This is a genomic window from Faecalibacterium sp. An192 (genome assembly GCF_002160175.1).
In the GTDB taxonomy this organism is placed as follows: Bacteria; Bacillota; Clostridia; order Oscillospirales; family Ruminococcaceae; genus Faecalibacterium.
Genome location: NZ_NFKB01000003.1, coordinates 41,542 through 53,849, shown reverse-complemented (window position 1 = coordinate 53,849; position 12,308 = coordinate 41,542). Strand labels below are relative to the sequence as shown.

Below are 12,308 nucleotides of genomic sequence, written 5' to 3'. Positions count from 1 at the left end.
TCTGAAAACTGATATGATGGGTGCAGAAAGCACAACTTGTTCAACCACGAACGAGTGCTGAAAGCTACGGTTGGCGCTTGCCGGCTGCAGGAATGGAGAGATGTATTGTATGAAACGGAAAATCGTTGTGGATTCGTCATCGAATCTATGCCAGCTGCCGGGGGTTGATTTTGCCTGTGTGCCGCTGAAGATCATCACCGATGAGCAGGAGTATGTGGATACCCCCGACATTGACGCGTTCGCCATGGCCTCGGCCATGCGCAGCTACAAGGGGAAGAGCTCGACCTCCTGTCCCAACGTGGGGGACTTCCTGGCGGCGTATCAGGGTGCGGACGAAATTTTTGTTGTGACCATCACCGGCACTCTGTCCGGCTGCAACAATGCAGCCCGGATGGCGGCCGAAGAATATCAGGACATCAACCCCGGCACCAAAGTTTATGTGCTGGACAGTCTGTCCACCGGCCCCGAAATGTCTCTGATCGCAGCGCGGATGGCCGCCCTGGCCCAGACCGACGCCACCTTTGAGGAGATCTGCGCGGCGGTGGAGGAGTACAGCCATCACACCCACCTGCTGTTCTCGCTGGAGTCGCTGAACAACCTGGCCCGGAACGGCCGCGTCAAGCTGACGGCGGCCATGGTGGCCCGCGCCCTGGGCATCCGGGTGGTGGGTCAGGCCAGCCCTCAGGGCGACCTGGGCATCATCTGCAAGACCCGCGGCGAGCACGGCGCCCTGGAGCGCCTGGTCCTGGAAATGCGGGACAAGGGCTTTGCAGGCGGCCCGGTGGAGATCGCCCACTGCGACAATGAGAAGGCGGCCCGCCGCCTCAAGCTGATGATCGAGGCCATCTGGCCCGCCGCCAAGGTGGAGCTGGTGTGCTGCGGCGCGCTGTGCAGCTTCTATGCAGAGCTGGGCGGCCTGCTGGTGGGCTATGAGGATGCAGAGGCTCCGGCCATCTGATCCGGCACCGGTCGAGTAAAACGAGGAATCCCAGAGGCAAAGCTGCCCCCCGGCGGGGGCGGTTTTGCCTCTTTTTTTGCCTCCGGCTTGCAAAAAGCGACCCGGGGCGGTATACTGACAGGGAATACGATGTTCTCAACACAGCCTGTGCGGGCCCGGAGGCACAGGCCTGCCGTCAGAGAGGGGGAAAGCTATGTTTCGACTGCCCATCGTAAAATTTTTCAGCCGGTTTATCAACCGGATCACCATTACGCTGCTGCTGATTCTGGTTCAGGTGGCGTGGATTGCCTCGCTGTACCTCCGCCTCACCGAGTACGCCGCCTGGCTGAACAGCGTCATGGTGGTGATCAGCGTGCTGATTATTCTGTTCCTGGTGCGCAAGGATGAAAACCCGGCCTATACCATCGCCTGGATGGCGCTGATCGGCATTATGCCGGTGTTTGGCGGGTTGATGTACCTGTTCTGGGGCAACAAACGGCCCTCCCGCCGGATGCGGCGCCGGATGGAGGCGGTGGACCGCCGCCATCGGGGCCTGGTGGCCCAGCACCCGGACCAGGTGGGGGAGCTGGACCCGCGGATGCGGGAGCTGAGCGGCTACATTGCCAAATACGGCCCCTGGCCGGGATGGAAAGGCACCTCGGCCCGCTATTTTTCCAGCGGTGAGGAGATGTTCCCCCACCTGCTGGAGGACCTGAGAAACGCTAAAAAGTTCATTTTCCTGGAGACCTTCATCATCCGCCCGGGGGTCATGTGGAACGCCGTGGAGGACATCCTGAAGGAAAAAGCCGCCGCCGGCGTGGACGTCCGGGTGATTTACGACGACATGGGCTGCCTGACCACTGTGCCTTCCGGCTTTGTGGTCCGGCTGGAACGGGCCCATATCCGCTGCATCCCCTTTAACCCGGTGGTGCCTCTGGTGTCTTTGGTGATGAACCACCGGGATCACCGCAAAATCGTCTCCATCGACGGCAACGTCGCCTACAACGGCGGCACCAACTTTGCCGACGAGTATATCAACGCCGAGGAGAGGTTCGGTTACTGGAAGGACGCCGCCGTCCGGCTGGAGGGCAGCGCCGTCTGGAACTTCACCCTCATGTTCCTGAACTTCTGGAACTCCTTCCGCCCCATGGAGGAGGACTACAGCGCCTTCCGGCCCACCGTACAGGCCCGGCCCGACGGCGTGATCCAGCCCTATGCGGACAGCCCTCTGGACGAGGAGCGCCTGGCCGAGAGCGTCTATCGGGACATCATCGACCAGTCCCGGGACTATGTCTATATTTTCACTCCCTACCTGGCCATCGGAGAGGATTTGATGAACTCCCTCAAGCTGGCCGCCAAGCGCGGGGTGGATGTGCGGCTGGTGCTGCCGGCCATCCCAGACAAAAAGATTGTTTTCCGGCTCAGCCGGTCCTATTATCTGCCGCTGCTGCGGGCGGGGGTCAAGATCTATGAGTTTACCCCTGGTTTCATCCACTCGAAATGCTATGTCAGCGACGACCGGGTGGCGGTGGTGGGCAGCATCAATATGGACTACCGCAGCCTGTATCTGCACTTTGAGTGCGGCACCCTGCTGATAAACAACAGCCAGGTGGCGGCGGTGCGGGCCGACGCCGAAAAGACCTTTGCCCAGAGCCGCCGGATCACCATGGACGACTGCCGCACCAGCCTCATGGGCACCCTGCTGGACGATGTGCTCCGGCTCGTCAGCCCCATGATGTAAAAAGGTTTGTTCCCTGCGCCCTTTCTTTGGAAAGGGCGCTTTTTGCGTGGCGGGTGTGTATAAAACCGGCGCCGGCCGGGCAGACTACCCGCAAAAGAGCCCCAGCCGGGGCGTCAGCAATCAGCAAAGGGAGCGAAAGAATGAGAGCAAATCAATATCTGGCAGCGCTGGCCGCGGCGGCCCTGCTGCTGACCGCCTGCGGAAAAATGGACGACAGCTCGTCCAGCAGTTCATCGGGAAGCAAGCCGGGCAGCGGGTCGGCCTCCGGGCAGAAGGATGACGCATGGAAAACCGGTCTGGCCATCCGGACCGAGACCGAGGCGGGAGATAAATCAGGCAAAATCCACTCCATTGCGGCGGGGGTTCTGCTGGATGAAGATGGACGGATTGTCCAGGTGGTGCTGGACGAGCTGGAAGGCAAAATCAGCACCACCGAGGCCGGCGCCGTGACGGTGGCCGAGGACCTGCGGACCAAGCGCCAGAAGGGGGATGAGGATTACCCCCTGTCGGCGGTGTCCTCCATCGGCAAGAGCTGGGCCGAACAGGCGGACGCCTTTGGGGAATACCTGATGGGGATGACCGCCGATGAAGTCAGTCGCCTGTCCACCGATGCGGACGGCTACGCCAAGGATGCAGACCTGCTGTCGAGCTGCACCATCAAGGTGGACGGCTACCGCGAGGCGGTGGAGGCAGCCTGCGCCCAGGCTCAGGCCATGGGCGCCGCCGAGGGAGACAGCCTGGCGCTGGGCATTGAGACCACCGACGCCAGCACCACCCTCCAGGCCACTTCGGACAAAAACGCCATGCCTCAGCTGGATGTGACCGCTGCCGCCCTCACCGTCAACGGCTCGGGCCGGGTCACCAGCGCCGTCTGCGATATGGCGGAGCCTTCTTTGAAGGTGGATGCCAAGGGCATGGTGTCGGGAGACGGCGAGGTCAAGAGCAAGCACGTGCTGGGAGATGACTACGGTATGCGCAAGGCCTCGGCCCTGGGCAAAGAGTGGTATGAACACAGCGACGGCTTTGCCGGCTACCTGAAGGGCAAGACCGCCGAGGAGATCGAGAAGATCCCCGACGACGGCAGCGATGCGGACCTGGCGTCCATGTGCACCATCGATATCACCGACCTGCAGAAGGCCGCGCTGCGGGCCATGGACACCCTGCGGAGCTGACCGGACAGCGGCCCCGGCGGGGAGGTAAAAATAGATATTTTTCCGCCCGAAATAAACGCGCAGATTGTCCAAAAAGACGCTTGCTAATTTTAGCATCCTGCACTATAATAGCAACCAATCACACAGCGTCCTGCCCCATCTTGGAGCAGGGCGCTTCAGCGTGTCAGAGACACGCTCCAGGGGGAACCCATTTCTGCCTGCATACGCAGGTCAGAAATTCCTTCCCCCTGGTATCCCCCTGGGGACAAAATTTCGAGCCAAATCGCGCACTAGGCCTTCGGCTACGCACACAATTTGGCTCAAAATTTCCCTGGCGGTATCCAGACCGTACGCACATGTCGTCCGGTCTGGGTTTTTCTGTGGCATGAAACGTCCTGCCCCCATTTTGGAGCAGGGCGCTTTTCGTGGGGATTTTTTGGAAAAAACGATTGGATGCACCCGCCAAAGGGGCGGGGCCTTCCGCGACGGCGGAAGGGCTAAGGAGGACGTATCTATGACAAAAGACATGACCCAGGGCCAGCCCCTGCGGCTGATCCTGCTGTTTGCGGTGCCCATGATGCTGGGCAGCCTGTTCCAGCAGTTCTACAACATGGCCGATACCATCATTGTGGGGCGGTTTGTGAGCGTGGATGCCCTGGCCGCCGTGGGCAGCGTCGGCGGCCTGAGCTATCTGGTGCTGGGCTTTGTGAACGGCATCGCCTGCGGCTTTGCCATCCCGCTGGCCCGCTGCTTTGGCGCCAAGGACGACACCGAAATGCGCCGCTACACCGCCAATTCCGTTTGGCTGTCCCTGATTTTTGCCGCTGTGCTGACGGTGGTGACGGTGGCTCTGACCCGCCCCATTCTAGTCCTCACCAACACCCCCGCCGACATCATTGACCTGGCGGATGTGTATATCCGCACCATCTTCGCCGGGATTCCCTTCACCCTGCTGTACAACGTCACCAGCGCCTTCATGCGGGCGCTGGGAGACAGCCGCCGCCCCCTGTACTTCCTGCTGGTGGCCAGCGCCCTGAACATTGTGCTGGACATCGTCTTTGTTCTGTTCTTCCACGCAGGGGTCTTTGGCGCCGCCCTGGCCACCGTCATCAGCCAGGCGGTGGCGGGTCTGTGGAGCCTGGCGTACATGGTCAAAAACTTCCGGATGCTGGGCTGGTCCCGGGAGGAAGGCCGCTTCAGCACCGGCCACTGCGCCAAGCTGTGCATGATGGGCCTGCCCATGGGTCTCCAGTGCAGCATCACGGCGGTGGGCAATATCGTCCTGCAGACGGCCGTCAATGGTCTGGGCAGCTCGATTGTGGCCGCCATGACTGCCGGCAGCAAGGCGGGACAGATTCTGTCGGTGCCCCTGGAGAGCATCGGCACCGCCATGACCACCTACACCAGCCAGAACCTGGGCGCAGGCAGCCTGCCCCGGGTCAAGCAGGGGGTGCGGACGGCGCTGGGCATCAGCATTCTCTACAGCATCGCCTCCTTTGTCATCCTGCATTTCTCGGATACCCTGCTGATCGGCCTGTTCCTGGACAGCGCCCAGGACGCCGGCGGGACCATCATGTCCAACGCTCAGGAGTTCCTGTTCTGGAACAGCGTATTCTATATCCCTCTGGCGGTCCTGATTATCTACCGCTATTCCATCCAGGGTTTGGGCTATTCTGGCCTGGCCATGTTTGCCGGCGTGTTTGAGATGTTCGCCCGGGCGCTGGTGGGCTTCTGGATGGTGCCGGTGTTCGGCTATTGGGCCGGCTGCATCGCCAGCCCGGTGGCCTGGTTTGCGGCCTGCTTCTTCCTGATCCCGGCCTATCAGGTGGTGATCCGCCGCCTGGACAAAAACCGCGGCGGCAGCCAGTCCGCTGCCGGGCATGCCGGCGTTCGCCTGCGCAAGGCCTGAAATTGATACAGAGTCCGTCCGCTCCGGCTGGTGCCGGGGCGGATTTTTTGTGCCGGTCCCAATTTACAAAATCCGCCCGAAAGGGTATACTTATTTATTATGAGCTTATCAGGGGAAGGGGGCGTCTGCCCATGGAAGACCAGCAGCTGGAACAGCTGGAAGGAACCATTGAGGACATTATTTTTGAGAACAGTGACAGCGGATATGTGGTGTTTGAGCTGTCGGGCGGGGGCACCCTGACGGTGGTCTGCGGCACGCTGGGGGAACTGCACGTGGGCCAAAGCGTGGTGTGCCGCGGCAAGTACGAGACCCACGCCACCTATGGCCGCCAGTTCCACGCCGTCGAGTGCATCACCGATATGCCCAAGGACCTGGACGCCGTCTATGCGTTCCTGGCCAGCCGGTCCCTGCCCTATGTGGGCCCCGCCACCGCCCAGAAGATCATCGAGAAGTTCGGCGCCGCCTCTCTGGATGTCATCGCCAACGAGCCGGCCCGCCTCACCGAAATCAAGGGCATTTCGGCCGACAAGGCCGACCGCATCCAGCAGGAATTCAAGCGGATGTTCGGCATGCGGGAACTGATTGCCTACCTGGCCCAGTTTGAGATCGGGCCCCGGCGGGCCATGGAGGTGTTCCGCACCTTTGGGCCGGGGGCGGCTCAGGCCATCGCGGCCAATCCCTATCTGCTGTGCGGCGAGCCGCTGCAGCTGGATTTTCGCCACGCCGACAGCATCGCCCAGTACTATCAGATGGAAGGGGACTGCGCCCAGCGCCTGGAAGCCGCCCTGCTGCGGACCCTGCGCCACAACGCCGGCAACGGACACACCTGCCTGCCCCGGGAGCGCCTGGTGGCCACCGCCTCTTCCTTTATTCATCAGCCCCCCGAAAAGCTGACCGACGCTCTGGAAAGCTGTCTGGTCAGCGGGGAACTGGCCTCCCGCACCTGGAACGGCGGGGAATACATCTGCCTGCCCGACCTGCTGGCTGCGGAGGAGGCCATCGCCGACCGGCTGGCGTCCCTGGTCCGCCGGGAACCCCAAAAGGCCCACCACATCGAGCGGGACATCCAGGTGCTGGAACTGTCCCAGGGCTTTGCCTATGCCCCGGAACAAAAGGAGGCCATCTGCCGGGCCGTCACCGAGAACTGTCTGGTGCTGACCGGCGGCCCCGGCACCGGCAAGACCACCACCGTCAACGCCATCCTGAACATTCTGGAGAGCCAGGCCGAGCGGGTGGCCCTCTGCGCCCCCACCGGCCGGGCCGCCAAGCGTCTGAGCGAGCTCACCGGCCGCAAGGCCTCCACCATCCACCGCCTGCTGGAGGTGGATTATTCGGGGGGCGTGGTCAGCTTTATCCACAACGAAAAGAACCTGCTCAAGTGCGACGTGGTGATTCTGGACGAGATGAGTATGGTGGATGTCCAGCTGTTCCAGAGCCTGCTGGCAGCCCTGCGGCCCAACTGCCGGATCATTATGGTGGGAGACGCCGACCAGCTGCCCAGCGTGGGCCCCGGCAATATCCTCAGTGAGGCCATCCGGTCGGGGGTAGTGCCTACCGTCTGCCTGAAGCGGATTTTCCGCCAGGCCAAGCGCAGCCTGATTGTGGAGAACGCCCACAACATCGTCAGCGGCCGCCCCCTGCAGAAGGGCGGCAAGGAGGACGATTTCTTCTTTCTGGAAGCGGACGGCGAGGTCTGCCAGAAGCTGGTCTGTGACCTGGTGACCACCCGTCTGCCCCGCAGCTATGGTTTTGACCCGGTGCGGGACATCCAGGTCCTTTGTCCCACCAAAATGGGCCCCTGCGGCACCCAGGCCCTGAACAGCCTGCTGCAGGATATGCTGAATCCGCCCGCTCCGGGCAAACCCCAGCTGCAAAGCGCCTCCCGGGTGTTCCGGGTGGGGGACAAGGTGATGCAGGTCCGCAACAACTACGAGATCATCTGGCACCGGGATGGCGGCGAACAGGGGGTAGGGGCCTACAACGGCGACATCGGCATTGTAGAGTCCATCAATACCCGGGACCGCTCCATGGTGGTGCGGATGGATGACCGCCGCCTGATCTACCCTGCCGAGAACCTCAGCGAGCTGGAAACCGCCTACGCCATCACCATTCACAAGAGCCAGGGCAGTGAGTTTGCGGCGGTGGTGCTGCCGGCGGCCCAGGTGCCGCCCCGGCTGTGCTACCGGAACCTGTTTTATACCGGGGTGACCCGCGCCCGCAAACTCTGCGTGACGGCGGGCCGGCGGGACACAGTGGCCGCCATGATGGCCAATGTCCGCCAGAACCTGCGGTATTCGGGCCTGGCCGCCCTTCTGCGGGAGGCCCTGCCCCCCGAGCAGCAGGCGCTGGAAACAGGGCCAAAAACTGGGGCGTGAGCTGTGCCCCGGTGAGAAATTGCTATACTTTTGGCCCTGAGTATGGTATACTGAAAGCTGGATTTTTACAGCTCAACCTGAGCTTTCATCAAGATAGGCTGTTTTGTGGATAGAGAAAGGAACGTTTGGATTATGGCACAGAATGATATCGGGATCGATCTTGGTACAACCACCATCATCATCGCACAGGAGGGCAAGGGCGTGGTCCTGAACCAGCCCAGCATTGTGGCCATCGATACCCGCAAAAATACCGTCCTGGAGGTGGGCGACAAGGCCCTGGCCATGGTGGGCCGCACCCCCAACTACATTTCGGCCACCTTCCCCCTGAAGGATGGCGTCATCAGCGACCACACCATGACCCGTGAGCTGATCTGCCGCTTTGTGAATCAGGTCTACAGCTCCCACATGGTCAAGCCCCGCGTGGCGGTCTGCGTGCCGGCGGCCATCACCGGCATCGAGAGCGACGCCGTGGTGGAGGCCGTGGTGGCGGCCGGCGCCCGTCAGGTCTACCTGATCGACGAGCCCATCGCCGCGGCCCTGGGCTCGGGCATCGATATCACGGTGCCCGACGGCCGGATGATCATTGACATCGGCGGCGGCACCACCGATATCGCCGTCCTGTCCCTGGGCGGCAAGGTCAAGGCCACCAGCGTCCGGGTGGCAGGCAACCACTACGACGACGAAATCCTCAAGCATGTGCGGGCCAAGTTTAACATCGCCATCGGCCAGCGCACCGCCGAGGAACTGAAAAAGCGGGTGGCCTGCTGCCCCCAGAAAACCGATTTTGACGAGACCATGGAGATCAAGGGCCGCAGCCTGCTGACCGGCCTGCCGGTCCGTGTCAATGTGTCCACCAGCGACCTGTATGAGCCGGTCATGATGCTGAGCGAACAGATCGGCACCGCCGCCCATCAGGTGCTGGAGAAGACCCCGCCCGAGCTGGCCGGCGATATCTACAAGAACGGCGTCATGCTGACCGGCGGCGGCGCCCAGCTCCACGGTCTGCCCGAATACCTGAGCCAGGAGCTGAAGGTGGACGTCTACGTCTCGCCCGATCCGGTCAACTGCGTGGCTCTGGGCACCGCCATGAGCCTGAGCATCGGCGACAAGCTGGAAGTGGGCTTTACCGATGCAACCCCCCGCATCGGCCGGCGCTGAGCGTCCCCGGCCTGCAAAAAAACAAACGGTCCGCCGGACCAAGTAAAGGAGGATGAAGGATGGATTCCAGTCTGATTATGTTTGTGGTGGTTTTGGGAGCCGTGGTTCTGGCCTATGTGCTGCTGCGGGGCAAAAACCAGATTCCCTCGCCTGAAATCTCTTCCAAGCCGTCCCGGCCGGCGCCCCCGAAAGCCCAGCCCGCTGCGGCTCCGGCTCCCAGCATTGAGCCGGACATCCCGCCTGAGGTGGTGGCCGTCATCGCCGCTTCGGTCTGCGCCATGAGCGGCGGCCAGTATACCCTTCGGGCTGTGCGCCGGGCCAGCCGGGCCACTTGGGCCCGTGCGGGCGCAGTGGATGTCACCGCACCCTTTTGAACCTTCTGAAAGAAATCAGCACCAACAGCGCCCGCTCCAGAGACTTTGGCCCGGAGCGGGCTTCTTCTGATTCGCGCCGGAGGACGGCATAGAGGCCGCAGAAACGGGCGGATATTACGATACAAGGAGAAGTAGTACGGAATGGCAACCGATTTACAGACAGAATTTTGCTCCCTTCGGGACACTTACATTGAAAAGCAGTTTGGCCGCCTGAACGAGATGCAGCGGCGGGCGGTGTTTACCACCAGCGGCCCGCTGCTGATTCTGGCCGGCGCCGGCAGCGGCAAGACCACCGTCCTGGTCAACCGGATCGCCAACCTGATCCGGTTCGGCAGCGCCCATGGCAGCCGCTGGACCCCCCGTCCCGCGGTGGATGAGGATCTGCGGGCCCTGCGCACCGCCATCATGACCGGCACCGACGTGCCGGCCTGGCTGGACGATATGATGCGCTATAACCCCACCCGCAGCTGGAACATTATGGCCATCACCTTCACCAACAAGGCCGCCGGAGAGCTGAAAGACCGTCTGTGCTCCATGCTGGGGGACGAGGAGGGCAAAGAGGTCTTTGCCTCCACCTTCCACTCGGCCTGTGTGCGGATTCTGCGCCGGTACGCCGAGGAAATCGGCTGGCCCCGCAGCTTCACCATCTACGACACCGACGATGCCCAGCGGGTTATGAAGGCCATCTACAAGGAACAGAGCGTGGATGACAAGTTCTTCCAGGTCAAGGCGGCCCTGAACCAGATCGGCCGCTGGAAAGACCAGCTCATCGACCCCGCCGAGGCCGCCAAGGAGAGCGTGGGCAAGACCAAGCTGGAACTGGCCGCCAAGCTGTACGGCATCTACGAAAAGCGCCTCCATGAGGCCGGCGCCTTTGACTTTGACGGCCTGATCTATTACACCGTCCGCCTGCTGCAGGAGAACGCCGAGGTCCGGGATTACTACCAGACCAAGTACCAGTACCTGCTGGTGGACGAGTATCAGGACACCAGCGTGGCCCAGTTCCGCCTGGTGAGCCTGCTGACCGGCCCCGAAAAGAACATCTGTGTGGTGGGCGACGACGACCAGAGCATCTACCGGTTCCGCGGCGCCACCATTGAGAATATCCTGAACTTTGAGCGGTATTACCCCGGGGCAAAGGTCATCCGGCTGGAGGAAAACTACCGCTCCACCTCCAACATTCTGAACGCCGCCAACTGCGTCATCAGCCACAACACCGAGCGCAAGGGCAAGACCCTCTGGACCAAAAACAGCGAGGGCGCGCCGGTTCATGTCTACCAGGCGGAGGACGAGCGAGACGAGGCCAGCCACATCGCCGAGATCATCGGCCAGCACCTGCGGGCCGGGGGCCATCTGTCCGACCACGCCATCCTCTACCGGATGAACGCCCAGTCCAACCCCATCGAAAACTATTTCACCCGGGCCGGCATTCCCCACAAGATTGTGGGCGGCCAGCGGTTCAATGACCGCAAGGAAATCAAGGACATCCACTCTTATATGTCCATTGTGGCCAACCCCAAGGACGACGTCCGCCTGCGCCGGATCATCAACGAGCCGGCCCGGAAAATCGGCGCGTCCACGGTGGATGCCATCGCCGAGCTGGCCGGTCTGGAAGGGGTCAGCATGCTGGATATCATCAGCCGCGCCGACCAGTACGCCAAGCTGTCCCGGTCGGTGGCGCCCCTGTTCAAGTTCTGGCAGATTTACCGCCAGCTGCAGGACGCGCTGGACACCTGCCCCCTGGACCTGTTCGCCCAGAAGGTCATCGACCTGACCGGCTACGGCCAGATGCTGGAACAGCAGGCGGCCCAGGGCCATGAGGATGCCCAGGACCGGCTGCAGAACCTGGGCCAGCTGGTCAACAACGTCAAGGCTTACTGCGACACCCGCGGGGTGGATGCCAGCCTGGAGGGCTATCTGGAAGAAATCGCCCTCATCAGCGACATTGACAGCTACAACGAGGACGCCGACCAGGTAGTCCTGATGACCATTCACTCGGCCAAGGGCCTGGAGTTCCCCTATGTGTTCCTGGTGGGCATGGAGGAGAGCGTGTTCCCCAGCGAGATGAGCCGCTATTCCCCGGAGGATCTGGAGGAGGAGCGCCGTCTGGCCTACGTGGGCATCACCCGGGCCAAAAAGGAGCTGTATATCTCCCACAGCGTCACCCGGATGCTCTACGGCCGCACCTGCCGCAACGAGCCCAGCCGCTTCCTCAACGAGATCGAGCCCGAATACCTGGAAACCACCCGCAGCCCGTCCCTGGACCGCCCCGCACGCAGCTGGGGCAGCATGGGGGATGGGGTGCCCGGCGGCGCTTCGGGTTACTCCGGGCCGTCCGGATGGGGCCGCACCGCCTCCGGCAGCCGCAGCAGCGGCTACCTCAACCGGGAGTACAATGCAGGCGCAGGCCGTGCCAAGGTGGCCTTCCCGGGCGCGCCGGCGGCAGGCATTTCCCGCCCGGCGGCGCCCCGTCCGTCCACCCCCTCCAAGCACTATGAGCCGGGAGAGACGGTGTTCCACAAGGTCTTTGGCCGCGGCATGGTCACCCGCGTGACCCCGGCGGCAGGGGACAGCATTGTGGAGATTCGCTTTGAGAAGGTCGGCACCAAAAAGATGATGGCAAACCTGGCCCCGCTGACCAAAGGAACGGAGGATTAAACGCC

At 62.5% G+C, this 12,308-nt stretch carries 8 protein-coding genes; all 8 read left to right on the top strand.

Annotated features, from left to right (window positions below; all coding sequences use genetic code 11):
- Positions 1 to 109: 109 nt before the first annotated feature.
- The 8 genes from B5F27_RS01770 (at position 110) to B5F27_RS01735 (ending at position 12,303) form a co-directional block, all read left to right on the top strand.
- A complete protein-coding gene (locus tag B5F27_RS01770; protein WP_087364249.1) occupies positions 110 to 958 on the top strand; it encodes a DegV family protein in 849 nt (282 codons plus the stop codon).
- Positions 959 to 1,151: 193 nt separating this feature from the next.
- Positions 1,152 to 2,678, top strand: coding sequence for a cardiolipin synthase (cls, locus tag B5F27_RS01765; RefSeq protein WP_087364247.1), 1,527 nt, complete (start codon positions 1,152 to 1,154; stop codon positions 2,676 to 2,678).
- Between the two features lie 140 nt (positions 2,679 to 2,818).
- Complete coding sequence (locus tag B5F27_RS01760; protein ID WP_087364245.1) at positions 2,819 to 3,850, top strand: hypothetical protein; 1,032 nt, start codon at positions 2,819 to 2,821, stop codon at positions 3,848 to 3,850.
- Between the two features lie 493 nt (positions 3,851 to 4,343).
- Positions 4,344 to 5,738 (top strand): MATE family efflux transporter, encoded by a 1,395-nt coding sequence (locus tag B5F27_RS01755; protein ID WP_087364243.1) that lies wholly within the window; start codon positions 4,344 to 4,346, stop codon positions 5,736 to 5,738.
- Positions 5,739 to 5,869: 131 nt separating this feature from the next.
- The gene (locus B5F27_RS01750; protein ID WP_087247215.1) at positions 5,870 to 8,113 is read left to right on the top strand and encodes an ATP-dependent RecD-like DNA helicase; all 2,244 of its coding nucleotides are present in this window, start codon (positions 5,870 to 5,872) and stop codon (positions 8,111 to 8,113) included.
- Between the two features lie 132 nt (positions 8,114 to 8,245).
- Entirely contained in the window at positions 8,246 to 9,271 is a 1,026-nt protein-coding gene (locus B5F27_RS01745) for a rod shape-determining protein (RefSeq protein ID WP_087247213.1), read from the top strand.
- Between the two features lie 59 nt (positions 9,272 to 9,330).
- Positions 9,331 to 9,645, top strand: a complete 315-nt coding sequence (locus B5F27_RS01740) for a hypothetical protein (RefSeq protein ID WP_087364241.1) — start codon at positions 9,331 to 9,333, stop codon at positions 9,643 to 9,645.
- Positions 9,646 to 9,786: 141 nt separating this feature from the next.
- Entirely contained in the window at positions 9,787 to 12,303 is a 2,517-nt protein-coding gene (locus tag B5F27_RS01735; protein WP_087247209.1) for a UvrD-helicase domain-containing protein, read from the top strand.
- Positions 12,304 to 12,308 lie beyond the last annotated feature (5 nt).